This window comes from Brevundimonas sp. BAL450 (assembly GCF_015767455.1).
Taxonomy (GTDB): Bacteria; Pseudomonadota; Alphaproteobacteria; order Caulobacterales; family Caulobacteraceae; genus Brevundimonas; species Brevundimonas abyssalis.
The window spans coordinates 36,807-60,942 of sequence record NZ_JADWOW010000029.1 but is presented as its reverse complement, the minus strand read 5'-3'; the positions used below and the strand labels follow the sequence as shown (position 1 = coordinate 60,942).

At 68.5% G+C, this 24,136-nt stretch carries 22 protein-coding genes and 1 tRNA gene; 8 read left to right on the top strand and 15 right to left on the bottom strand.

Features of this window, described 5'->3' with window-relative positions:
* Positions 1–4 precede the first annotated feature (4 nt).
* The 8 genes from IWC96_RS01575 to IWC96_RS01540 form a co-directional block, all read right to left on the bottom strand.
* A complete protein-coding gene (locus tag IWC96_RS01575) occupies positions 5–1,144 on the bottom strand; it encodes an efflux RND transporter periplasmic adaptor subunit (RefSeq protein WP_370541068.1) in 1,140 nt (379 codons plus the stop codon).
* Between the two features lie 32 nt (positions 1,145–1,176).
* On the bottom strand, positions 1,177–2,433 hold the full coding sequence (locus IWC96_RS01570) for a TolC family protein (RefSeq protein WP_196838232.1): 1,257 nt from the start codon (positions 2,431–2,433) through the stop codon (positions 1,177–1,179).
* A gap of 53 nt (positions 2,434–2,486) precedes the next feature.
* Positions 2,487–2,786, bottom strand: coding sequence for a hypothetical protein (locus IWC96_RS01565; protein WP_196838231.1), 300 nt, complete (start codon positions 2,784–2,786; stop codon positions 2,487–2,489).
* Between the two features lie 349 nt (positions 2,787–3,135).
* Entirely contained in the window at positions 3,136–3,642 is a 507-nt protein-coding gene (locus tag IWC96_RS01560) for a hypothetical protein (protein WP_196838230.1), read from the bottom strand.
* A gap of 153 nt (positions 3,643–3,795) precedes the next feature.
* The gene (locus tag IWC96_RS01555) at positions 3,796–5,121 is read right to left on the bottom strand and encodes a glycosyltransferase family A protein (protein ID WP_045319056.1); all 1,326 of its coding nucleotides are present in this window, start codon (positions 5,119–5,121) and stop codon (positions 3,796–3,798) included.
* A 31-nt stretch (positions 5,122–5,152) separates the two neighbouring features.
* A tRNA-Val gene (locus tag IWC96_RS01550) sits at positions 5,153–5,227 on the bottom strand.
* 83 nt (positions 5,228–5,310) lie between these two features.
* On the bottom strand, positions 5,311–5,745 hold the full coding sequence (locus IWC96_RS01545; RefSeq protein ID WP_021697457.1) for a thioesterase family protein: 435 nt from the start codon (positions 5,743–5,745) through the stop codon (positions 5,311–5,313).
* Complete coding sequence (locus tag IWC96_RS01540; protein WP_021697458.1) at positions 5,742–6,875, bottom strand: iron-containing alcohol dehydrogenase; 1,134 nt, start codon at positions 6,873–6,875, stop codon at positions 5,742–5,744. The genes IWC96_RS01545 and IWC96_RS01540 overlap by 4 nt, the downstream gene beginning before the upstream one ends.
* Before the next feature lie 101 nt (positions 6,876–6,976).
* Between IWC96_RS01540 and IWC96_RS01535 the strand changes: the two genes are divergently transcribed.
* The 5 genes from IWC96_RS01535 to pip all read left to right on the top strand — a co-directional run bounded on the left by IWC96_RS01535 (position 6,977) and on the right by pip (position 10,692).
* Complete coding sequence (locus IWC96_RS01535; protein WP_045319061.1) at positions 6,977–7,447, top strand: GNAT family N-acetyltransferase; 471 nt, start codon at positions 6,977–6,979, stop codon at positions 7,445–7,447.
* A 49-nt stretch (positions 7,448–7,496) separates the two neighbouring features.
* The gene (locus IWC96_RS01530) at positions 7,497–7,859 is read left to right on the top strand and encodes a DUF423 domain-containing protein (protein ID WP_045319057.1); all 363 of its coding nucleotides are present in this window, start codon (positions 7,497–7,499) and stop codon (positions 7,857–7,859) included.
* A complete protein-coding gene (locus IWC96_RS01525; protein ID WP_196838229.1) occupies positions 7,859–8,473 on the top strand; it encodes a NeuD/PglB/VioB family sugar acetyltransferase in 615 nt (204 codons plus the stop codon). Before IWC96_RS01530 ends, IWC96_RS01525 begins: the two co-directional genes overlap by 1 nt.
* Complete coding sequence (locus IWC96_RS01520; RefSeq protein WP_021697462.1) at positions 8,470–9,582, top strand: DegT/DnrJ/EryC1/StrS aminotransferase family protein; 1,113 nt, start codon at positions 8,470–8,472, stop codon at positions 9,580–9,582. Before IWC96_RS01525 ends, IWC96_RS01520 begins: the two co-directional genes overlap by 4 nt.
* 135 nt (positions 9,583–9,717) lie before the next feature.
* Entirely contained in the window at positions 9,718–10,692 is a 975-nt protein-coding gene (gene pip / locus IWC96_RS01515; protein WP_045319058.1) for a prolyl aminopeptidase, read from the top strand.
* Between the two features lie 64 nt (positions 10,693–10,756).
* Here the strand turns inward: pip and rpoD are convergent, their stop codons facing one another.
* Both rpoD and dnaG read right to left on the bottom strand, forming a co-directional pair.
* On the bottom strand, positions 10,757–12,703 hold the full coding sequence (gene rpoD / locus IWC96_RS01510; RefSeq protein ID WP_021697464.1) for an RNA polymerase sigma factor RpoD: 1,947 nt from the start codon (positions 12,701–12,703) through the stop codon (positions 10,757–10,759).
* Between the two features lie 58 nt (positions 12,704–12,761).
* Complete coding sequence (gene dnaG, locus IWC96_RS01505; RefSeq protein WP_021697465.1) at positions 12,762–14,627, bottom strand: DNA primase; 1,866 nt, start codon at positions 14,625–14,627, stop codon at positions 12,762–12,764.
* Between the two features lie 218 nt (positions 14,628–14,845).
* Between dnaG and IWC96_RS01500 the strand changes: the two genes are divergently transcribed.
* The gene (locus IWC96_RS01500) at positions 14,846–16,003 is read left to right on the top strand and encodes a patatin-like phospholipase family protein (RefSeq protein WP_196838228.1); all 1,158 of its coding nucleotides are present in this window, start codon (positions 14,846–14,848) and stop codon (positions 16,001–16,003) included.
* On the opposite strand, the gene carA is transcribed toward IWC96_RS01500, so the two are convergent.
* The 3 genes from carA to IWC96_RS01485 all read right to left on the bottom strand — a co-directional run bounded on the left by carA (position 16,000) and on the right by IWC96_RS01485 (position 18,910).
* Entirely contained in the window at positions 16,000–17,169 is a 1,170-nt protein-coding gene (gene carA, locus IWC96_RS01495; protein WP_021697468.1) for a glutamine-hydrolyzing carbamoyl-phosphate synthase small subunit, read from the bottom strand. The genes IWC96_RS01500 and carA overlap by 4 nt on opposite strands.
* Before the next feature lie 113 nt (positions 17,170–17,282).
* On the bottom strand, positions 17,283–17,978 hold the full coding sequence (locus IWC96_RS01490) for a hypothetical protein (protein WP_021697469.1): 696 nt from the start codon (positions 17,976–17,978) through the stop codon (positions 17,283–17,285).
* Between the two features lie 233 nt (positions 17,979–18,211).
* Complete coding sequence (locus IWC96_RS01485) at positions 18,212–18,910, bottom strand: SDR family NAD(P)-dependent oxidoreductase (protein WP_196838227.1); 699 nt, start codon at positions 18,908–18,910, stop codon at positions 18,212–18,214.
* Positions 18,911–18,965: 55 nt separating this feature from the next.
* On the opposite strand from IWC96_RS01485, the gene IWC96_RS01480 reads away from it, so the two are divergent.
* Entirely contained in the window at positions 18,966–19,667 is a 702-nt protein-coding gene (locus IWC96_RS01480; protein WP_021697471.1) for an HAD family hydrolase, read from the top strand.
* A 109-nt stretch (positions 19,668–19,776) separates the two neighbouring features.
* The gene (locus tag IWC96_RS01475; protein WP_021697472.1) at positions 19,777–20,088 is read left to right on the top strand and encodes a hypothetical protein; all 312 of its coding nucleotides are present in this window, start codon (positions 19,777–19,779) and stop codon (positions 20,086–20,088) included.
* Positions 20,089–20,133: 45 nt separating this feature from the next.
* On the opposite strand, the gene IWC96_RS01470 is transcribed toward IWC96_RS01475, so the two are convergent.
* Positions 20,134–20,925, bottom strand: a complete 792-nt coding sequence (locus tag IWC96_RS01470) for a hypothetical protein (RefSeq protein WP_021697473.1) — start codon at positions 20,923–20,925, stop codon at positions 20,134–20,136.
* A 102-nt stretch (positions 20,926–21,027) separates the two neighbouring features.
* Positions 21,028–24,042, bottom strand: coding sequence for a TonB-dependent siderophore receptor (locus tag IWC96_RS01465; RefSeq protein ID WP_021697474.1), 3,015 nt, complete (start codon positions 24,040–24,042; stop codon positions 21,028–21,030).
* Positions 24,043–24,136: the final 94 nt, after the last annotated feature.

Here is a 24,136-nt window from a genome sequence, read left to right as displayed (position 1 = left end):
GCCCCTAGTGACCGTGCTCGGCCTCGCCCTTGGCGAGTTCGGCTTTCAGAAGGAAGGCGTTGGCGCCGGCGATGCGTTCTGATCCGCTGAGGCCTTGCAGGATTTCGGTGCGACCACCGGCCTGGCGGCCAACCAGCACCCGCACGGGCGCAAAGCCGTCTTCAGTGCGCACGAAGACCACACTCCTACCTTCCACGGTCTGGACGGCCTCGGACGGCACGGTCAGACCTCCAGAGGACTCGCCAGTGACCACAGCGCCCGTCACGGCTGATCCCGCCGGCGGAAGATTTCCGCCTGTCGGTCGGGCGCGGATCACTGTCGCGCCGGTTTCCGCTCCTGCGCCTGCGGCCACGCCAGTGACGACCACGTCGAACTCACCGCCCGGTCCCTGGACGCGGACCGGCGTTCCCGCACGCACCTGCGAGGCAAGCGCCGGCGGGGCGTTGAACACGATCTCGACCCGCGCCGGATTGGTCACCTCGGCGATGACGCCGCCTTGAGGCGCATAGCCGCCTGGGCCGACGAGGACGTTGGTGACCACCCCCTGAATGGGACTGGTCACGTTCACCCGGCCGGCAGTGCTGGGGGAGCCTGCTGCGGCGGCCCGAGCCCGGGCCGCGTCGGCAGCGGCCTCCGCGCTCAACGCCTCCGCGTGGGCGACCTCCGCATCGCGTCGCGCGACCACGCCCTGATCGGCGAGACTTTCCTCGCGTCGGTGCGCCTGCTGCGCAGCCACTGCATTGGCTTCAGCGGCTTCGACGTCCGCGCGCAAACTTGCTGCGTCGCCGCTGACCAAAACGGCCAGAGGCTGGCCGGCGCGAACGGATTGGCCTGAGGCCACCAGCACGCGCTCAACACGGCCCCCAACGCTCGTCGCCACGGCGGCCCTGGCGTCGATCATGGGCTCGACACGTCCCGACAGGCGCGTTTCCCCACCGCCTCCGCCCGTTACGCCCACGATTGTGATGCCCGCCGCCTCGATCTGGGCCGGCGCCAGCGTGACGTGAGCGCCTTCAGCTTCAGCCGTGTGGTCGTCGGCCGGCGCGCCTTCGGCATGAGTGTCGGCGGGCGGCTCAGAAGGGGTTCGCGTCAGTGCGTATATGCCACCCGCACCGAGGACGACCAGAACGGCGGCCCCGGCCATCAGCCAGGTCCGGTTGATCTGTGTGAATCGGTTCATTGCGATATTCCAAAAGGGGCGCGGCCTTGCAGGCGCGCGAGATCGATTTCAGCGCGGACGCGGGCGAGGCGGGCATCCACGGCGGCGTTGCGGGCATTGATGAGGGCGGCCCGCGACGATCGCAGTTCAAGCTGTGAGATGCGGCCGGCCTCGAAGCCGATCCGGGAAAGGCGGTAGGCTTCCTCAGCCGCCCTGATCCCCGCATCGGCGGCGGCGACCCGGCTGGCCGAAGCCCGAAGTCGGGCCTCGGCGGCGTTGCGGTCTGCCTCGGCCTCCTGACGCGCGCCGATCAGCCGGGCCTCGGCGGCCCGGAACTCGGCGCGGGCCGCATCGATGGCGCCCCGGTTCCGGTCGAACAGCGGCAACGGCATGCTGACGCCAAAGGTCAGGGCCGTAGCGTCCTCAGCTTCGTAGCGCCGGATGCCCACCGAGGCGGTGATATCGGGGCGGGCGCGAACCCGTTCGACCTCGATGCGGCTCTCTGCGGCAGCGCGTTCCGCCTCGGCGACCAGCACCTCGGGAGCCGCCACGACGGCGGCGGTCACGCCGGCCGGGGTTCTATCCAGCAGACTCGCATCGATCGAGGTGACCGGCGTCGGCAGCATGGCCACGACGGTCAGACGGGCGAAGGCCGCGTCCCGTTCCGCCTGCGCCTCGTCCAGCGTCGCGCGCGCCGCCGCCGCTTCCGTCTCGCCCTGGATGCCGCGCAGAAGCGGCTCGCGTCCTTCCTCTACGAGGATTAGGGCGGCGCGGGTGTCGGCGATGGTGACGGTCAGCGCCTCTTCGGCCAGTTGGAACCGGCGCTCGGCCGCTTCGGCCTCGGCGTAGACGAGCGCCAGTCGGCTCGCCGCCTCGACGTCGGCGAGGTCCCGACGCAGGGCGGCGGTCCCGACTTCGGCGTGGGCGACGCCGACACGAGCGCTGCGGCGGCCCCACAGTTCGAGGTCCTGACTTAGGGAGAGGGTGGTCTCGGCGTTGTCGTAGCCCTGGAAGGGGCCGGTGCCGAAGGCGTTCTCGGCCTCCAGCCCCAACTCCGGATTGGGCCGGACGCGCGCCTGCCGGACGCGCGCCTCGGCGGCTTCAAGAAGCGCGTCGGCTTCCATGGTCGCGGGCGTTTCGCCCAGGCGAGCGAGCAGGACCTCGAATGAGGGAGCAGGGTCGGCCCAGGCGGGTCCGCCGAGAAAGCCGGCCGCTATCGCGACCAGCGCGCAGCCCGCCACGAGGGGCGGACGGCGACGATAGGGGGGTGACATGTTTCATTTCCCGAGTGGTTGACGTGGAGGGCGCGCGGATGCGCGCGATCCCGTCAGCCTCGGGGAGGGCGTTCCGGTCCGGCCGGCGTGCGGGACGCCAGCGGTTCGCTGGGCAGCAGAACCCTCGGCTCTCCAGACGCAGTCGCCGGGGACACGTCACCGTTGCCGACCACCACGGCACCGCCATGGTGACAGTGGCCGTGCGAGCAGATCGCATGGTCGTCGGGATCAGACGGCAGATCGCCACCGTCGTCGGCGACTGACGCCGCCGCATGAGCGGGTTCCAGTTCCACAGCACAGGCCGCAGCATCGACAGTCGGGATCAGAACGAACACAGCGACGAACAGCGCCAAGAGCGCCGCCATGATGCCGTGTCTGTTCTCTGATCGGACCATGCCGCCCTTTAGCACGGTTTGCGGCAACAGCAACGGACGGTAGGTCGCAACGCGAGCGCCGACGCTACAGCCTATGGCGTTCGCGACGTCTTTGCTCCGCGTTTGGCGATTCACGTTCTAGGCGCGCCCACCGCTTCATCCGTCAGGTCCTTTCGCCAACGCGCCGCCTTGATCAGCGCCCGAGCCACACTGGCGCGATCAGGCGCGGTCGCGACAATTCGGCCGTTTCGCAGTCCAATGAAGCCTCGGCCATCGCGCTCAGGCGTGACCTGGCAGAGCTGGCTTCCGTGGAAGAAGGACAAGCTGCTCATCGAGCCAGCTCCAGCGAGACAGCACCAGGCTGCTGGAGGTGCTTAGTCGCCAGAACCCAGCCCTGCGGTCCCGACGCCATCGGCACAGCGCGCACTCGTCCGGCCAGTCGCAAGGGCCTCAGACAGGCTCGAACCCGCTTGGCCATCGTGATTTCCAGCTCGACGTCTGCGGGATCGAGCTCTCGCCTCTCGACGACCGCCTGCGCCAGCCCTCTCGACGTGAGCGGTCCTTCGGCTTCTCTCAAGCAATCAACGACGATGCTGGTGATCTCTCCCGGCGCAGCAGCGTAAATTGGCCGGGCTCGCTTCGGCGCGATTTCACCGATGTCGATGTCCGGTTTGAGCAGGACAAGGACCGCGTCCAGGTTTTGGATCGTCTTCTGAAGGTCGCGGATGAGCCCTTGATGTTGCTCCAACTCACCGTCCAGCTCGGCGCGTTTGCGGACCAGGGTGTGAAGGGCGACAGAATGCTCGGTGCCGAAAGGGATGATCGAACTTGCCATGCCCTCACCATAAAGGCAGGGGTTCCCACGGTCTCGGTTGTCAAGGTGTGTTTGCTACCCATAGCCGAGAACAACCCGACCCTCACCCTGCGCGCGAAAAAGCGGTCTGCTTCGCATCCCGCTGCGCGCAGCCCTCTCCCATCGGGAGAGGGACTAGAGCACGATCTTCTTCGGCGACCGGAACGGCTGGGCGCCCGCCTCGAGCCGCAGGACCTCGGGCGTGCGCAGGTTGCGGGCGTGCCAGAAGGACCACCGCTCCCAGTAGATCAGCCGATCCAGATTGAAGCCGCCGGCGCCGAAGCCGCTGTCCTTCGCCCCTGTGAGGGAGTCGGCGCGCCAGGCGCCCAGGATCAGGGGCGTGCGCGAGATCGCGGCCCTGCGCGGGCCGAACAGCTGCACCAGCCGCCACCAGTATTCATTGTCGGCGCCGCTGAGCACCTGATGGAAATAGCCGGCCCGCTCCATCACGGGGGCCCGTTCGAACATCAGGGTGGACGGCGCCCAGCGGGTCAGGGGCCAGACGCCCCGGGCGTGGATCTCGCCCTCGGCGTCCACCCGCAGGCTGCGGCCGGAATGGGCGGTCAGCCTGCGCGCGCGCATCTCGGCCACCTGCCGGGCCAGCCGGTCGGGGTGGGCCCATTCGTCGGAGTCCTGAACCGCCACCCAGTGGCCTTTGGCCCGGGCCAAGGCCGCGTTGCGGGCGGTGTAGGCGCCGCCACGCGCGGACTGGCGGATCAGGGTGAAGCGCGGGTCGCCGTCGGCGGCGGCCAGGGCGCGGTCGGCGTTGTCGTCGGTGGAGGCGTCGTCGACGAACAGGAACTCAAGATTGCGCCAGCTCTGGTCCAGCACCGAGCGCACCGCCGCAGCGACCCAGCGGGAGGCGTTCCGCGACGGCATGATGACGCTGATCAGCGGGCCGTCCACGGCGAGAGACCCGTCGGCGCGGGCGTTGACGACGCTGACCGGGAGAGCCGGGTCGACGGGCTCGGGCGGCGACAGGCTCCACGCCGAGAAGCCGTCGCGCCACGCTGGCCCGGCCCGGGCCGGGTCATGGCGGTCCAGCGAGGCGCGCAGGAAGGCGGCCTGCGGGCCGGACGCGGTGTCGAGGGCGCGGCGGGCGTCGTCCTCGCACCCGGCCGCCAGCATCAGGGCCGCGCGCAGGGAGGCGTCCGGACCGGCGTATTTGGTCAGGGCCAGGGCCGGGTCGAAAGCGCTGAGGGCCAAAGCCAGGTCGTGTTCTGGCCGGGGCGCGAGGGTGCGGGCGAAGTCCAGCGCCTCCCCTGCCCGTCCGGTGGCGGTCAGGGACCGGATGCGCTCCACCGGAAAGGCGCGGGCGGCGGCGGGATCACGGTCAAGGGCGCGGGCGGCCAGCCGGTGCAGCTCCAGCCGCGACAGGGCGACGGGATCGCGAAGAGCCCCCATGGCGAGGGCGGCGGAGCGGCGGCGCTGTCGGATCAGAAGCCGGGCGATCGGGTTCATCAAACCGGACATCCCTCGCCGCCTGGGAAAATGGTGGATGCGACAGGGATTGAACCTGTGACCCCCTCGGTGTGAACGAGGTGCTCTCCCGCTGAGCTACGCATCCATCCGGACCGGGTTCGAAGGCTCGAACCGTCGGGAGGCGCGGACATAGCCCGGTCGCCGGGCGGGCGCAAGACCCGTGCGCTGTCAGGCGACGACCAGCGCCTCCAGCACCTTGCGCACGGCCTCCGGGATCGGGACCGGGCGGCGGGTTTCGCGGTTCACATAGACGTGGGTGAAGTGGCCGAAGGCGGCGGCGTCGGGCTCGTCGTTGCGAAACAGGCCGACCTCGTAGCGCACGCTGCTGGTCCCGATGCGGGCCACACGGACCCCGGCATCCACCCGGTCAGGAAAGGTGATGGGCGCGGCGTAGCGGCAGCCGGTCTCCACAACCAGGCCGATGACGGGGCTGGTCGCGGGATCCAGAACCCCTTGCTCGATCAGGTGCGCATTCACCGCCGTGTCGAAGAAGCTGTAATAGACCACGTTGTTCACGTGGCCGTAGACATCGTTGTCCATCCAGCGCGTGGTGATGGACCGGACGACCGGGAAGTCGGCGCGGGTGGGCAGGGGCTCGCTCACAGGGCTTCCTCGTACAGGGCGCGGGCGTCGGCGAGCGTCACCTCGCGCGGATTGTTGATCAGCAGCCGCTGCACCTGCATGGCGTCGTGGGCCAGACGATCCAGATGCTGGACCTCGACCCCGAGCTCGGAAAGGCGCTGCTCCATGGGCATTTCGGCGGTCAGGGCGGCGATTTCGTCCACAAAGGCGGCGGCGTCCGGCTGCAGCCCGATGGCGGCGGCCAGTTCGGCGTAGAGCGGCCCTGCGGCAGGCAGGTTGAACCTCAGCACCGGGCCCAGCACCAACGCGTTGGACAGGCCGTGGGGCGCGTGGAAGATGCCCCCGATGGGATAGGCCAGGGCGTGGACGGCGGCGACCGGGGCGTTGGCGAAGGCCATGCCCGCCAGCAGAGAACCCTGCAGCATCGCCCGCCGCGCGGGCAGGTCCGAACCGTCGGCGATGACCCGGCGGATGTTGGCGTGCAGCAGCTTCAGCGCCGCGACCGCCAGGCTGTCGGACACCGGGTTCTTCTTGTGCCGCGACGTATAGGCCTCGATGGCGTGGACCATGGCGTCGACGCCCGTCATGGCCGTGACGCGCGGCGGCAGGCCCGTGGTCAGGGTGGCGTCCAGAATGGCCGCGTCGGGATAGAGCAAGGGCGAGACCACGCCCTTCTTCTGGTCGTCCGGGGTGGTGACGATGGCGATGTTGGTGACTTCCGATCCGGTGCCCGCCGTGGTCGGAACCTGCACCAGCGGCAGGCGCGGGCCCCTGGCCAGGCCGATGCCGTAGATGTCCGGCAGGGCCTGATCGGTCCCCGCCAGCAGGGCCACCAGCTTGGCCGTGTCCAGCGACGAGCCGCCGCCCAGACCCACCACGCCGTCCGCCCCGGCGTCCCGCGCCGCCGCCACGGCCGCCATGACCGAGGCCTCGGGCGGATCGGCCAGCACATCGCTGAAGACAGCGGCCGTGACGCCCGCCGCGTTCAGGGCGTCCAGGATTGGCCGGACCACGCCCGCGCCGACCAGTCCCGCGTCGGTGACGATGAACGGGCGGGTCACGCCCATGCCGTTCAGAAATTCCGCCAGCTTCAGAGCGGCGCCGTCCTCGCACAGGATTCTCGGCGTGGTCTCGAACGAAAAGCCGGTCATGGTCGCATCCTCCGGACCGCAGCCAAGCGCGGATGGCGGGCGGCCGCAAGATCACCCAGGGTCAACTGGCGCAGGCGGGTCAAGCGTGGCAATGGGCCGGGATGACCGTCGTTTCCATCCGCCCCTACACGCCAGACGATCTGGACACGCTGATCGCCCTGTTCAACGGGGCGGTGCGTCGCGTGGCCGGGCGGGACTACACGCCCGCGCAGATCGCGGCCTGGGCGCCCGGGACGCCGGACCGGGCGGCATGGGCGGCGCGTCTGCTGGGGCGGCCGACCCTTGTGGCGGAAATCGAGGGCGTGATCGCCGGTTTCAGCGATCTGGAGCCGGACGGCCACATCGACATGCTGTTCGTGGACGCGGATCATCAGGGCCGCGGCGTGGCGGGCGCCCTGCTGGACCGGATCGAGACCATGGCGCGGGAACAGGGTCTGGCGCGACTGTTCACCGAAGCCAGCATCACAGCCCGTCCGGTGTTCGAACATCGCGGCTTCCATGTCGTGGCCGCCCAGGACGTGGCGCTGCGGGGCCAGACCTTGCGCAATTACCGGATGGCCAAGGCGCTCTGAGCGCGGCGGCGGCATGGCTGGCGCGGCGAATCCGTGGCACGGTTCGGTCATGACCGCGAACCGCCATCTGATCGTCTTCGCCGCCGCCAACGGGGCCATGGCCGTGATGCTGGGCGCCTTCGCCGCGCACGGGGCGGGACCGGCGGTGAAGACGCTGCTGACCACCGGCGCGCAGTACCAGATGGTGCACGCCGTGCTGGCGGTGGCCTGCGCCCTTTGGGCCGACGGCGGACGGATGGCGCGGATCGCCGGATGGCTGGCGGTGTCGGGCGGGCTGGTGTTTGCGCTGGCGCTGTCGATGATCGCCCTGATGAGCCTGCCCGCCATGGGCATGGTGGCGCCGGTGGGCGGGGCGCTGATGATCGCGGGCTGGGCGGCTCTGCTGTTCGCGGCCCTGAGGAGTGACCGCTGATGGCGCGGGACGCCTGCGCGGTGATCGGCAGCGGCGGCCATGCACGGGTCGTCATCGCCGCCCTGCGGGCCTCGGGCGCCCGGGTCACGGCCCTTTATGACGAGCGGCCCGAGCGACAGGGCGAAACCGTGGACGGGGCCGTGGTGTCCGGGGACTGCGAGGCGGGCCTGAACACCCCCCTCCCCGCCCATCTGGCCATCGGCGACAACGGCGTGCGGCGTGATCTGGCGGCGACGAAGCCGCCGGGAGGCTGGATGCAGGCGGTGCACCCCTCGGCCCTGGTGGACCCGGCGGCGCGGATCGGGGCAGGCAGTCTGGTGGCGCTGGGCGCCATCGTTCAGGCCGGGGCGTCCATCGGCGCCCATGTGATCGTCAACACCGGGGCCATCGTCGAGCACGACTGCGTGGTGGAGGATTTCGCCCATGTGGCCCCCGGCTCGGTTCTGGGCGGCGGCGTCCATGTGGGCCAGGGCGTGCTGATCGGTCTGGGCGCGCGGGTCCTGCCCGGCGTGCGCATCGGCGCGTGGGCGGTGGTCGGCGCCGGGGCCGTGGTCATGAAGGATGTGGCGGACGGCCAGACGGTGGCGGGCGTGCCCGCCCGGCCCACCCGATGATCCCGCTGTCGGCGCCCGAGGTCGGCGCGCGCGAACAGGCGCTGGTCGCTGAAGCCCTTGCGGCGGGCGACGTGGCCATGGGGCCGCAGGTGGCGGCGTTCGAGACGGCGTTCGCGGCGCTGACCGGCCGCGCCCACGCGCTGGCGGTGTCGTCCGGCACGGCGGCCCTGCATCTGGCCCTGCGTCTGCTGGATCTGAAACCGGGCGAGGCGGTGATCTGCCCGACCCTGACCTTCATGGGCGGGGTGGCGCCGGTTATCTATCAAGGCGCGACGCCCGTCTTCGCGGACGTGGACCCGGTGACCTGGGGGCTGGACCCGGCCTGCCTGCCCGAAGCGTTCGACGTGGCGGGGGCGCGGGGCCTGAGCGTGCGGGCGGTGGTCCCCGCGGACCTGTACGGCCAGTGCTGCGACATCGGGCCAATCCTCGACATCGCGGCGGACCGGGGCGTGCCGGTGATCCTGGACTCGGCCGAGGCGGTGGGCGCGACGCTCAACGGCCGGCACGCCGGCGCCGGGGCGCTCATGGCGGCCTATTCCTTCAACGGCAACAAGATCATCACCACCGGCGGCGGCGGCATGCTGGTCAGCGACGACGCGGCCCTGATGGAGCGGGCGCGCTATCTGTCCACCGCCGCGCGCAGGCCCGCCGTCCACTATGAGCACGACGAGGTGGGCTACAACTACCGCCTCGGCGCCGTCGCGGCGGCCATCGGCCTGGCGCAACTGGAGACGCTGGAGGCGCGGGTGGCGCGGCGGCGGGCCGTCTTCGAAAGCTATCGCGCGGCCTTGTCTGACCTGCCCGGCGTGCGCTTCGCGCCCGAGGGGCCGGGACGGCTGCACAGCCGCTGGCTCAGCGTCATGCTGCTTGGCCCAGACGCGCGCGTCACACCGGACGCCCTGCGTCTGGCGCTCCACGCCGAGGGCATCGAGAGCCGACCGGTGTGGAAGCCCATGCACCTGCAGCCGGTTTTCCAGGACGCGCCCCGCGTGGGCGGCGCCGTGGCCGAATCGCTTTTCGCCCATGGGTTGTGCCTGCCGTCCAGCACCACCCTGACCGAGGCGGATCAGGCCCGGATCATCGCCATAATTCGCGGCGAGCTGACCTGATTTTGCAACGTTTTCCGGCCCGCACAGGTAAAATGACTCGCAGCAGGCGAATGGGTTGGCTTCACCCTCCGCGCCCGTTACCCATGAAGAACAAGCCAAGCTTGGCCGTACGAAGTCACAGAGAGTGTTGTGCGCATGACGATTTTCGCGGATCAGCCCGACCGTCGCACCCTGTATCCCGAGATCGAGCCCTTTGCGTCCGGCTTCATGGCCACCGGCACGGCCCACGAGATCTACTATGAGGAGTCCGGCTCGCCCGAGGGCAAGCCGGTGCTGGTGCTGCACGGCGGTCCGGGCGGTGCGGTCAATCCGACCATGCGGCGCTATTTCGACCCGGCGCGCTACCGCATCATCATGTTCGACCAGCGCGGCTGCGGCCAGTCCCGGCCCAACGCCAGCCTCGAGAACAACACCACCTGGGACCTGATCGAGGACATCGAGCGCCTGCGCGAACGCTGCGGCGTCGACAAGTGGTCGGTGTTCGGCGGCTCGTGGGGCTCCACCCTGTCGCTGGCTTACGCCATCACCCACCCGGAACGGGTCGAGAGCCTGATCCTGCGCGGCATCTTCCTGCTGACGAAGAAGGAGTTGCACTGGTTCTATCAGGACGGCGCCTCGATGATCTTCCCCGATGCGTGGGAGGCCTTCCTCAAGCCCATCCCCGAGGCCGAGCGCGGCGACCTGATGGCCGCCTATCACAAGCGTCTGGTCAGCGATGATGTGGCGGTGCGCAACGAGGCCGCAGTGGCCTGGTCCAGTTGGGAAGGCGACACGGTCAGCGTCGAGGGCCCGGCCGCCCGTCCGGAGAAGTTCGCCGAGCCGGAGTTCGCCGTCGCCTTCGCCCGCATCGAGTGCCACTATTTCACCAACGGCGGCTTCTTCCCGCAGGACGGCTGGATTCTGAACAATGTGGAGCGCATCCGGCACATCCCGACGTGGATCGCCCAGGGCCGCTTCGACGTGGTGACGCCCATGTCCGGCGCCTGGGCGCTGCACCGGGCGTTCCCCGAAGCGAAACTGGATGTGGTGGGCGACGCCGGCCACGCCTCCAGCGAGCCGGGCATCGTGGATTCCCTGATCCGGGCGACGGACTGGGCGGCGGGGCTGTAACAGCCCCCTTCTCTGTGAAGAAACGGCCTGTCGGGGGATGTGGGCCCCCGACAGAAGCCGGGTGTCAGCTGTCCAGGAACGAGCGCAGCTTGCGGCTGCGGCTGGGGTGCTTGAGCTTGCGCAGGGCCTTGGCCTCGATCTGACGGATGCGTTCGCGGGTGACACTGAACTGCTGGCCCACTTCCTCGAGGGTGTGGTCGGTGTTCATGCCGATGCCGAAGCGCATGCGCAGAACCCGCTCCTCGCGCGGCGTCAGGGACGCCAGCACGCGGGTGGTGGTTTCGCGCAGGTTAGACTGGATGGCCGCGTCGATGGGCAGGATCGCGTTCTTGTCCTCGATGAAGTCGCCCAGGTGCGAGTCCTCCTCGTCGCCGATAGGCGTTTCGAGGCTGATGGGCTCCTTGGCGATCTTGAGGACCTTGCGGACCTTCTCCAGCGGCATGGCCAGACGCTCGGCCAGTTCTTCGGGCGTGGCCTCGCGACCGATCTCGTGCAGCATCTGGCGCTGGGTGCGGACGATCTTGTTGATCGTCTCGATCATGTGCACCGGGATGCGGATGGTGCGGGCCTGGTCGGCGATGGAGCGGGTGATCGCCTGACGGATCCACCAGGTGGCGTAGGTGGAGAATTTGTAGCCGCGACGGTACTCGAACTTGTCGACCGCCTTCATCAGGCCGATGTTGCCTTCCTGAATGAGATCAAGGAACTGCAGGCCGCGGTTGGTGTATTTCTTGGCGATGGAGATGACCAGGCGCAGGTTGGCCTCGACCATTTCCTTCTTGGCCTGACGGGCCTCGCGCTCGCCCTTCTGGACGGTCTGGACGATGCGGCGGTAGTCGTCGATGGGCAGGCCGGCCTCGGTGGCCACGGCGGCCACGTCCGAGCGGATCTGGGCGATCTGTTCAGCTTCGTTGTCGCTGAACTTGGTCCAGCGCACGCCCATCTCCTTGACGCGCTCGCTCCAGGTCGGGTCCAGTTCGGCGCCGAAATAGGCCTTCAGGAACTCCGGCCGCGAGATGCCGTAGCTGTCCGCCAGACGCAGAAGGCGGCCTTCCAGGCCGATCAGGCGCTTGTTGATGGCGTAGAGCTGCTCGACCAGCGCCTCGATGCGGTTGTTGTTCAGCTTCAGCGTCTTCAGGCGGTCCGAGATGGCCCGGGTCAGGGCCTCGTAATTCTTCTGGTCCTTGGTCGACAGGGCCTCGCCCTTCAGGCGCGCCTCGACCAGCTTGTCCTGAAGCTTGCGGAAGGCGTCGAAGTCCGACGCCACGGCGTCCAGGATCTCCATGACCCCGTCGCGCAGCTCGGCCTCCATAGCCGAGATGGACAGGCCGCCGCCGTCATCGAAGTCGTCGTCGTCCTCGTCGTCGTCCTCACCCTCGGGCTTTTCCGCCTTGGCCTCCGGCTCGGCTTTCTCGCCCTCTTCCTCGCTGTCCTCGTCCTCGCCCTCAGCCTGGGGCGGATTCTGACCGCCGTAGGTCTGGTCCAGGTCGATGACCTCGCGCAGCAGGATGCGACCGTTGGCCAGTTCATCGCGCCAGACCATGATGGCCTCGAACGTCAGGGCGCTTTCGCACAGACCCGAGATCATGGCGTCGCGGCCGGCCTCGATGCGCTTGGCGATGGCGATCTCGCCCTCGCGGCTCAGCAGCTCGACCGAGCCCATCTCGCGCAGATACATGCGCACCGGGTCGTCGGTGCGGTCATAGGCGGGCTTGGCGCCCGTCTCGGCCACGGCGGTTTCGGCGCGCTCGGCCACCTCGGTGGTCTGACCCTCGGCGTCTTCCTCGGCCTCGACCACGTTGACGCCCATCTCTGACAGCATGGCCAGGGTGTCTTCGATCTGGTCGGGGGTGAACTCCTCGGACGGCAGGACCTTGTTCAGCTCCTCCATCGTGACGAAGCCGCGGGTCTTGGCCTGGCGAATGAATTTCTTGACGCCGGCGTCAGTCAGATCGAGCAGCGGCCCGTCATTGGTCGTTTCCGCTTCTTGAGTCTCGGTCTGCGCGCTCATTCAGTCTCTCCAGCCGCGATAGGTCGCGGCTTTAACAACGTTCGAAGGCGCGGTTTTGTTACGAACCCGCCGCCTCATCCCATAAGGTTCCAGTCTTGATGGCTCGCCGCAATGCATCGCGCTCGGCTTTCAGACGACTGAAAGCCGAGGCGTCGAAGCCGCGATGCGCCTCCGACTTCGCTGAGCTAAGCGCTCCCTCCAACGCCGCCATGCGGGTCAGAGCGTCGAACGCCTGCGACCATCGGGCCCGCGCTTCGGCGAGGGGCGCGTTTGCTGCCAGGAATGGCGCACCGGACTTTGCCGCCGCCTTCTCGACCTCACGCATGAGCGTATCCAGACCCGATTGCGCCAGATGGCGGCGCAGGGCCGCGCTGTCAAGGGCGAGACCCGACATCCGCAGGCGAACAACCTCATCCGCAAGCTCGCCCAGGGCCGGATCGCCGAAGCCGTGCCGGCCCACCGCCTCCAGATGATCGTCAAGCCGCTCGGGGTCGTCGATGGCCGCGTGGGCCAGGGCCGCGGCGACGGGTTCGATCGAGCGGGACAGGGCTGTGACCGCCGCCCTGCCCTCGTCTGTGGCGCCGATGATGGCGGGCTTGCCGGGCGTCCAGCGGGCGCCGGGCTGGCGCGGCTGGAACGCCGGGCGGCGCGGAAACAGGGCGTCGAACCGTTCGAACAGCTCGCGGCGGTACTGTTCGGCCAGATCCGCGTCCTGAATGGCCTGGGCGGCCTGACGGAGACGCCCCTTCAGGCCCGCCTTGCGTTCGGGGCTGTCCAGCGGCTCGGCGTCCCGCTCGCGCTCGAACAGCATCTCGGCGAAGGGGCGGGTTTCGGACAGGGCGTTCCGGAGCGCCGGGGCGCCCTTGTCGCGTAGGATGTCGTCGGGATCCTGGCCGCCGGTCAGCAGGGCGAACCGGAAGGAACGGCCGGATTTCAGCTGGGGCAGCGCGCGCTCAACCGCCCGGCCCGCCGCGCGCTGGCCCGCCGGGTCGCCGTCGAAGCACAGCACGGGCTCGGCGCTGACCCGCCACAGCAGGGCCATCTGCTCCTCGGTGAGGGCGGTGCCCATGGGGGCGACGGCGGGGATGCCGGCGCGCTGGCAGGCGATCACGTCCATGTAGCCTTCCACCACCACGATGGCGGCGTCGGACTTCGACCCGGCCCCCAGGATGCGCCGGGCCTCGGGCAGGCCGTAGAGGGTCGCGCCCTTGTGGAAGAGGGTGGTCTCGGGCCCGTTCAGATATTTGGCGCGGTCGTCCGGGTTCATGGCCCGGCCACCGAAGCTGACGATGCGCCCCCGCGCGTCATGGATGGGGAACATCAGGCGGTCGCGGAAGCGGTCGTAAGGCGAGCCGCCGCCCTCCGGCGCGATCAGCAGCCCGGTCTCCACCAGTTCGGACGGCTTGGCCCCGCGCTGGACCAGGGCGTTCTTGAGGCCCTCGCGATCGTTGGGCGCATAGCCGATGCCGAATCGGTCCCACTGGTCCTCGGGCAGGCCGCGGCGCTCCAGCATCTCCCGTGCGGCCTTGCCGACGGACCGGCGCAGATTGGCGGCGAACCATTTCTGGGCCAGATCCATCCAGTCGGCCAAGCCCTGGCGCTTCTGCTCGCGCTCGGCGGCCTGGGGGTCGGGCGCGGGCAGCGCCATGCCCGCCTCGGCCGCCAGACGTTCGACCGCCTCGACGAAGCTGAGGCGCTCGGTCTCCTGCAGGAAGCTGATGATGTCGCCGTGCTTGCCCGAGCTGAAGTCGTGGAAGAAGCCCTTCTCGTCGTTGACGAAGAAGGACGGCGACTTCTCCTTGGTGAAGGGCGACAGGCCGGCGAACTCGCGTCCTTGACGCTTGAGCTTCACCGTCCGCCCGATGACGTCCGAGGGACGCAGGCGGCTTTTCAGCTCATCAATGAAACGGTCGTCGAAGCGCACGAATCAGTCAGCCCGCAGAGGGGTCCATGGCGGCAAGGGGCGACGCGCCAGCCTCCCCGGGAGATTGTCCACATGTGGAGCTTTCCGGGGACAAGCCAGGACGTCACGTCCGCCTCTCCTGCCATGCTCCCACGCACGGCGCCACGGCTTATCGGACAAAGCAGGTTGTCCCAGCCCGCGCGGGGGCGCAATCTCCCGGCAGGGCAAGGAGAGGGATCATGGCGCGTCTGGGCCGCATCGTCGCGGGCTGCATCCTGCTGATGCTGGCGACCGCCTGCCAGACCTATCCGCGCCTGGATGTCACCGCGGCCCAGTTGAGCGCCGCCAGCCCCGCCATCCGCTACGATTTCGACGTCGAGGAGGCGCAGCTGCGCTTTGTGCGCGAGCTGGGCGTCGCGGCCCAATCAGCGGACGACGGAACGGTTGATCTGCTGGCCCTGTCCGGCGGCGGGGCCAACGGCGCCTTCGGGGCGGGTGTGCTGAACGGCTGGGGCGAGCGCGGTGACCGACCGGAATTCGAAATCGTCACCGGCGTCAGCACCGGCGCCCTGATCGCGCCCTTCGCCTTTGTCGGCGAAGCGGGCGACGCCGGGCTGGCCCGGGCCTTCACTGACGGCGGATCCGAAGGCTTGCTGCGGTCCCGCGGCCTCGGCGTTCTGTTCCGGCCCAGCGTGTTCCGCCCCGAGCCGCTGGCCCAGCTGGTGGTCAACAATGTGGACGAAACTCTGCTGCGCGCCGTAGCCGAACAGCACCGGCGCGGCCGACGCCTGTATGTGGCCACCACCAGCCTCGACACGCAGACCCAGATCGTCTGGGACATGGGCGCCCTGGCCCAGCAGACCGATGAGATGTCTCGCCTGCTGTTTCTGGACATCCTGATCGCCTCGGCCAGCATTCCCGTGGCCTTTCCTCCCGTTCCGCTGATTCTGAGCAACGACGGAAATCAGGCGGTCGAACTGCATGTGGACGGAGGCACGGTGGCCAATGTTCTGGTGGCGCCCGAACCCTTCCTGCTGCGCCCGCCGGATGCGGCGCAGACCCTGACCGGCGGGCTGCCCGGCCGCATCTGGATCATCGTCAACGGCCACCCAGAACCCACCTTCGCCACGGCGAGGCTCAGCGGCGTGTCGGTGGCGGTGCGCAGTTTCGACATTATGCGCAAGGCGATCACCCGCGCCGATGTGGCCAGGACGGCTCAGCTGGCCCGTACCCTGGGCATGGGCCTGCAGGTGGTCTCCATGCCCGATGACGCGCCGGACGCGGCCCTGGACTTCAGTCAGGAGTCCATGCTGCGCAGCTATGAGGCCGGGCGCCGGCTGGGTCTGGACGGCTCGGGCTGGGAGACCCTGGCGGAGCCCGTGGCGGAAGAGCCCTAACCCCGCGCCGCGTCCATGTGCTCGGCGAAGCGCTCGAACAGATAGAGGCTGTCCGCGGGGCCGGGCGAGGCCTCAGGGTGATGCTGCACGCCGAACACCGGGCGGTCCTTCAGGGCGATGCCGCAGTTGGTGCCGTCGAACAGGCTGACGTGGGTCTCGGTGACCGCCTCGGGCAGGCTGTCGCGGTCCACGGTGAAGCCGTGGTTCATGGAGACGATCTCCACCTTGCCGGTGGTCACGTCCTTGACCGGATGGTTGGCGCCGTGGTGGCCCTGATCCATCTTCACCGTCTTCGCGCCCAGGGCGAGGGCCAGCATCTGGTGGCCGAGACAGATGCCCATGACGGGCTTGCCGCTCTCGACCAGCTTTCTGATTTCCGGCACCGCGTACTCGCCCGTCGCCGCCGGATCGCCGGGGCCGTTGGACAGCATGACGCCGTCGGGATTGCGGGCCAGAATCTCCTCGGCCGTGGTGGTGGCCGGGACCACCGTGATTTTCGCGCCGGTGGCGGCCAGGGCGCGCAGGATGTTGCGCTTCACGCCATAGTCCACGACCACCACCTCGTTGCGGCGGCCGTCGCCCGCGACGTAGCCCTCGGGCCACTCCCAGGTCCCCTCGGTCCAGTCGAAGGCCTGCAGGCAGGAGGCGTCCTTCGCCAGGTCCAGACCTTCAAGACCCGACCAGTCGCGGGCCTGGGCCACCAGGGCCTCCAGATCGAACTTGCCATCCGGATCATGGGCGATGACGCCGTGGGGAGAGCCGTTCTCGCGGATGGCCCTGGTCAGGGCGCGGGTGTCGACACCCGCCAGACCCACCACGCCGCGGCGCTTCATCCAGGCGTCGAAGCCGTGGTCGCTGCGCCAGTTGGCCGGATCGGTGGGCAGGTCGCGGAACACCGCGCCCACGGCCGCCGTCCCCGCCCCGCCGTCGCCGATCTGCTCCACATCCTCGCTGTTGGTCCCCACATTGCCCACGTGGGGGAAGGTGAAGACCAGCACCTGTTTCATGTAGCTGGGGTCGGTCAGGATCTCCTGATAGCCCGTCATGGCTGTGTTGAAGACCACCTCGCCCAGGGCCGATCCCGTGGCGCCCACGCCGATGCCCTGAAGCACGGTTCCGTTGGCCAGGGCGAGCACGCCGGTGGCTCCGGGCAGCAGGGTGGTCATGGCGGGCTCCTGGAGGCTGGGGGACGCGGCCTTCATGGGCCGAACCGACCCCGATGGCAAACGGCCGCGTTCCTATGGAGTCACGCTGCGCAGGTCAAGCGTGGCGGTCGTTTTCAGACGGTCAGGCGGCCCATGTCGCAGAACACGGCGTGGGTGGCTCCCGCGGCGGCGGCGGCCTCCCCTCGCGCGGGCGGCAGATTGACCAGCAGCACGTCGCGGGCCACGCCGCGCGCCTGGGCGATCAGCTCGGCCGCCGCGCGCCAGTCGACGGCGCTTTCGGTCTCCACCCCGGCGAAGTCCAGCGAGACGCAGCGGGGCTGCACGGGGGCCAGACGGGCGATCATGCCCGGCTCGGGCGGGGCATGGACGATCACCCCGCGCCGCTGGGCGCCCAGATGGTCGATGGCGGCGCGCACGTCCTCTGCGGTCGCCCGCATGTCCACGCCCATGATCTCGACCAGCAACAGCCCCGCTTCAACATCGGCCTGAAGCCCCGTGTAGAGCAGTGAGAACCGCCCCGCCGACGACGCCACCGTGCGCCAGAAGGCCGGGGCCACGCCCGTGGCGCCGCCGGGCAGGTCCAGCAGGCTGACCCCATGACGCAGTGTCTCCACATCGATGCGTTTGAGGTCGGCGACCTCCAGCCGCACCCGGTGCGTGCCCGCCAGGGCGCTTTCGCCACCGGCGCGGCGCACGGTGCGGGCCACGCGGGCGCCCACGTGGCTTCGTCGAACAAGATCGAACACCGGCCTCGCGGCCAGGGTGACCGTCAGCTCTTTGCGGGCCTCGGTGACAAGAGGAAAGGTCAAACTCTTAGCCCCAACGGGACTGAAGCTGCGCGCTTCGACCGGGCGGTCCCCATCCGCTCTGACTGGCGTGTCGCTCAATCCCGCCGGGAGCGAGTGCCCCGTCGGGTAAGCCATCACAATGTCTCCCAACATCAACTCCCGCGTGATGCGGGTTCATGAAGCCGGAAAACATGCCATGGAAAACGGAACGTAACGCTAAGAAACGCGGTGAAGACTCGCGGTTAGCAACGCGGTTATTCCGCAATGCGCTCGCCCTTCCAGTCGAACACGAAGCCGGAATCCTCCTGTTTCAGCCCGTCGACCACGCCCAGCACGCACGTCGCGGAATGATCCGGCGTGAACAGCTTGTCCGGCGTCACGCCCTTCTGGAAGGGCTCGCTCAGCGCCGTATCCACGGTGCCCGGATGCAGCCCGACGCAGATCAGGCCCGGATGGGTGCGCGCCAGCTCCACCGCCAGGGTCTTCAGGATCATGTTCAGGGCCGCCTTGGAGGCTCGGTAGCTGTGCCAACCGCCCAGCCGGTTGTCGCCGATGCTGCCGACCCGCGCCGACAGGGCCGCGAACACCGCCCGCCTCTCGCGCGGCGCCAGCGGCAGAAAGGCCCGCGCCGCCAAGGCCGGCCCCATGGCGTTGACCGCAAAGTCCCGCCTCAGGTGGTCGGCGTCCAGAGCCCGCCAACTGCGCTCGGGCTGGAAGCCGTCGTGCAGGACGCCGCTGGCCACGACGCACAGGTCCACCGGCGCCCCCACGGCCGCCGCAGCCGCTTCGAGCGACGGCAGATCGGTGACGTCCGCCTGCAAGCCGGTGACGCCGTCCGGCGCCCGGCCCGAGCGCGACACGCCGAACACGGCCTCATAACGCCCGTCGGCCGCCAGTCGCGCAGCCATGGCCGCACCGATGCCGCCCGACGCTCCAATTATTACAGCCCGCATGAGGCGCTCTCCCGACCGCTTTCCGCCGCTTCCATCCCCATGATAGGGAGCGGTCATGCCCATCACCACCATCGGCCTCGATGCCGACGACACCCTCTGGCACAACGAGACCATCTTCCGGCTAACCCACGACCGGTTCGCCGACCTGCTGTCAGAGCACCACGACCGCGACCGCATCGAAGATCGTCTGGCCGCGACCGAGCAGCGCAACCTGCGCCTCTATGGCTACGGGGTGAAGGGCTTCACCCTGTCCATGATCGAGACGGCCATGGAATTGACCGATGGGGAGCCCCCGCCCCGGGTCATCAGCGAGATCCTGGCCGCCGGACGAGAGATGTTGTCCCACCCGGTCGAGACCCTGCCGGGGGTGGCCGAGACCCTGAACCGTCTGTCGGAGCAGTACCGGCTGGTGCTGATCACCAAGGGCGACCTGATGGACCAGGAGCGTAAACTGGCCGCCTCGGGGCTGGGCGAACTGTTCTCGGGCGTGGAGATCGTGTCCGAAAAAACCGCCGAGACCTATGACCGCGCCTTCCGCCGCCACGGCACGGGGGCGCAACAGGCGGCCATGGTGGGCAACTCCATGAAATCCGACGTCCTGCCTGCGCTGCAGGCCGGCGCCTGGGCCGCCCACATCCCCTACGCCGTCACCTGGGCCCACGAGCTGGCTGACGCCCCGGACAACGAGCCGCGCTTCGCCGCGCTGGAGGCCATCGCCGAAGTGCCGCCCTGGATCGATCTACGCATGGCGCGCTGAGATGCTTGTCGCGCCTGTGGAGGCTCTCTAAACGGACCGCGTGACCAAGAAGACTGTCCGCCTCGCCCGGCATGGGCGACGGCGCGCTTGAACCGGAGGAGGAGCCGTCTTGTCCGACGCCCCCAGCCATGAAGAACGCGACGCCATGGTGCGCGCCGCACTGGCCGAACACGGCGACAGCGGGCGGACGCCGCGCCACACGCTGTTCTATTTTCACGGCGGCGGGGCCCATGACGACCTGAACGAGGTGGCCCGGCGGGCAGGCTTCCTGACCCGCGGTCAAGACGAAACCACCATCCTCGAGACCACGATCCCGGTTGACGAGGCGTCGTTCGCTTCCGTCTCCGCCATGATGCAGGCCTGGGCCGCAGCCTTCCAGCTGGACTATGACGGCTGGGAGTGCGCGGTCGTGACCAACTGACAGGCATGCGGGGTGGTGAGGACCGGGTGATCCCGGTCAATCGCTCTAGGCGTAGCCCAGCAGCGCCCGCAGCCCCGGGGCGTGGACCTCCACGAGGCGTTTCTGCATGTCCGGCAACTCGGTGGGAAACGTCACGCCGTCGGGGATGCTGAGATTCTCGCGCGCCGTCCGGCTCTGCTTTCGGTCGGACCCGATGCGGACCCGTTCCCGCCAGTCGTCAGGCCGGGTGACTCCACAGGCGTCGAGGAGGTTCTGGAAGAACTCTTCCGAACGCCGCGACTCGAGGTCGCCCAGCGCCTCCACGATGTCCTCGTAGCGCACAAGCGTCACACCCGTGCCCAGCCATGCCGCGGCGTTGTGCGTGAAGATGTCGATCAGGGCCGGCGATTTCTGGTGGATGCCGAAGATCATCATGTTGAGCAGCGCTTCGGCGGAGAAGATGCCGGACTTCAGATGCTGGATATTGGGCTGATCGAACTCCTGGGAAACGAAGAAGCGCGCCCGCGCCAGCACCCAGTCGTAGGGATCGCGAACCAGAAGGATGTGCCGCGCCGTCCTGGTGATGGCGACGGATTGGTCGGAAAAAAGCAGATGCCCGCAGCTCAGCTTGGGGTCGTGCGGGTTGAACGCATCCACATGCTGATGAAGGTTCGGGATCTGCACGAAATCCCGATCGTGATGCTGCGCCACCGGCACGAACATCCTCAGAATGTTTCGAATCAGATGCGTGCCGCCCTTGGGTACGCTGTTGAGGAACAACGGCTCCTTCAACGGCGTCTGCTCGAATGCAGAGACCTTGGCGTTCAACGTATCCTGGAGCCCGCGGATCAGGGCCATGCGGTCTGCTCTCCCGTCTGGGGTTCCTTGTCCTCAGACAAGGTGAAGGGCGGCGAGGTGATGTGCGCCCGCCGCCCCTTCAATATATCAGCCTGAGTTGGCCTAGAAGGCTCGGGAAATCCGAACGAAGCCGCGGCGGCCGTAGAAAGCCTCCGTGTACTGCGACTCGAAGACCGAGTTGCCCAAGGTGCCGGTCACCAGCGACGAGGCTTGCGGCGGCCGCTCATCGAACAGGTTCGCGATACCGCCGAGGATGCGCCAGTCATCCCACTCATACTGCAGCGAAACACTGTGGAAGCCGACCATGCCCACTTCGGTTTCGAGCTCGGTCTCGCGACCGTCGATGACCTGATTGACCGTCCCGTTCGCATCGAAGAAGTCCAGACGATTGGACTGCTCACCGATCCAGTCAAAGCCCCAGAACGCGGTCCAAGGGCCGGTCTGGAACGTGGCGTTGACGTTGCCAACCCACTCCGGATTGCCGATCTCGCCCAAGGGCTCGACGGTCAGATTCGCGAACAGCGACGTGTTGTTCTCAAGGGTCAGCGTCGCCTGGGTGTCCAGGGTCAGGGTTCCCCAGTCCCAGTCGTGGCGGTACTGGGCCGTGAAGTCCATGCCGCGGTTCGCCTGATCCGCGATGTTGATGAACGAGTCGCGAACCTCGATGATGCCGTTGTTGACCGGATCACGATCAAACTGGTTGCAGATCGGATCCGTGAGGAAGTTTTCGGACGTGTAGCAAGCCAGCAGGATGCCGCCCGCTCCCAGGTTCGTAACTTCGTTCTCGATTTCGATTTCGAAGTAGTCGATGGCCAGGCTCAGGCCGCTGTTGGGCGGCGTGAAGACCAGGCCGATGACGGTGGCTTCCGAGGTTTCGGCCTCGAGAACGCCCAGACCGCCTCCAGTAAACACTTCTGCGGTCACGACACCGCCGGTGAAGTCTCCGGCGACGCCGCCGCCCGGTCCGGCCGGGTTGGTGCAGTTGGCGTAGACTTCCTGAGACACCGAACCGTCGGCCAGACGGGTGTCCAGGTTCAGACAGGGGTCGATGTTGCGTTGTCCGGCGAAGCTGGTCTGATCCGCCAGGTAGAGTTCGAACAGGGCCGGCGCGCGGAACGACGTGCCGTGCGTGGCGCGAAGGCGGAAGCCGTCGATGAACTCCCAGTTCAGACCGATCTTGTAGGTCGTGGCGTCACCGGAGGTCTTGGTGTCGGTGTAGCGGCCCGACAGCGACAGGCTCACGTCACGGGCGAACGGCAGGTCCCTGACCAGGGGCACCGCGATTTCGGCGAACGCTTCGCGGGTTTCCTCGGTGCCGCGGGTGATGCCCGCACCGGACAGACCCCAGCTGTTGTCCGCCAGGGTGACTTCGCCCGGCACGTCGTCGATTTCGTCCTTGCGCAGGTGGAAGCCCAGGGCCAGGCCCAGGGGACCGGCCGGAAGCTCCATCACTTCGCCGCCGATGAAACCCTCGATATAGGTTTGCTCATAGAGCGTGTTGCCCGTCTCGGTGTCGAACAGGAACGCCCGCTCTTCCGCCGTGAGGTTGCCGGCGAGGAAATCCGGATCGGTGAAATCGACATCGATGCAGGGACGACCGCTCACCGGCAGATTGGTGCCGACACAGGACGAGGTCTTGAAGTTGGTGGAGGCCACCGCGTCGTCCAGGATGACGTCGGACGTGTAGTCGCCGTCCGAACGGCTGTACTGGGCGAAAACGTCCCACTGCCAGCCATCGAGGAAGCCGCCGGTGATGTCGCCGCGGAGACCCGCGACGATCCGGCCGTAGTCCACGACCTGCTCCTGGCTGAAGTGGTCCGTGATCGGCGTGGCGCTCAGGTAGTTCAGGCCGGTGAAACCGGTCAGGGGATCACCGCCCGCGCCAGGGCCGTAGTAGAAGTCCAGGAAATCGGCCGTGTAGGTGTAGTTCCAGAACTGACGGTAGCTGTCGGTCCGGCTTTCGCGACGGTTGAGCAGCACCTCGGCATAGGCCTCGACGCCGCCGCCCAGGTCGTAGGCCCCGTCGGCGAACACGGTGTAGCGATCAACCTCGGGGATGATGGTCTCGTTCAGCGCGAAGGGGTGGAGATTGTTCGTCACGGCCCGCGACGCAGGGTCGTAGTTGACCAGGAAGAACCCTGGGGGCGCGTCGGGATAGGTGGCCGCCACCGCCGGATTGGAGGGCATCGGCGGAATGTACTGGCCGAGATCACCATCGTAATCGAACTGGAAGCGACCGGCGCGGCCCGAGAAATCGGGGCCGTAGACATAAACCTGGCCCCAGGCCACATCGGTGCACTGGGGCTGGCCGGTGCGCGGATCGATCCGGTCGGCGCGGTTACGGGTGCCCGGCTCAAACACGTACTGATTGCGGCAGTTCAGGTAATCCCGGTCGCCGGCGCGAAGCGCCTCGCGGCTGAAGATGTCGCCGGCGATGTTGAAGTAGCCACGATCGAAGGTTCGGCCGAAGGCGCCGGAGATGTTGTACTGCTCGCCGCCGCCTTCGAACGGAGCCGAGACGAACACGCCCATCTCGCCGCCGTCAGGGTTGTCGTTGGTGATCAGATTGACCACGCCGGCCACGGCGTCGGAGCCGTAAATGGACGAGGCGCCGTCCTTCAGGATATCGACGCGGCTCAGCGCGGACTGCGGAATGACGTTCAGGTCAAAGGCGGAGACGCCGCCGCGGGTGCCCGCCGGGCCGGCCCGGCGGCCGTTCAGCAGAACGAGGGTCCGGTTCGCGCCCAGACCGCGCAGGGAGATGGTCTCCGCGCCAGGTCCGCCATCGGTGACGAAGGCGCTGGAGATCGCCGCCGTGACCTGCGGCGCACCGGCGGCCACCGTCGAGCTTTGCAGCAGCTGCGCCGTGTCGGCCAGACCGCGGCGTTCAGCGCGATCGGTGGTGATGACCTGAACGGGCGAGGTGCTCGTGAACTCGTTCTGGGGAATACGAGAGCCGGTGATGATGATCGCGTCGACCTCGGTCGCCTGAGCAATCTCTTCCTCATCCTGCGCGGGGGCCGGCTGGTTCTGGGCGAAAGCCGGCGCGGCGAGAGCGAGGGCGATGACGCCCCCGACGAGGCTGGTTGTTTGCTTGAGACGCAGTCTTGACGACATTAATTCACTCCGAACTAGCCGCCCTTGGCGACCTAAAACAGGCGTTCACTACCCCCCGGGCGCGCAGCGCGGCAAGCTAAGCGGCAAGATAACG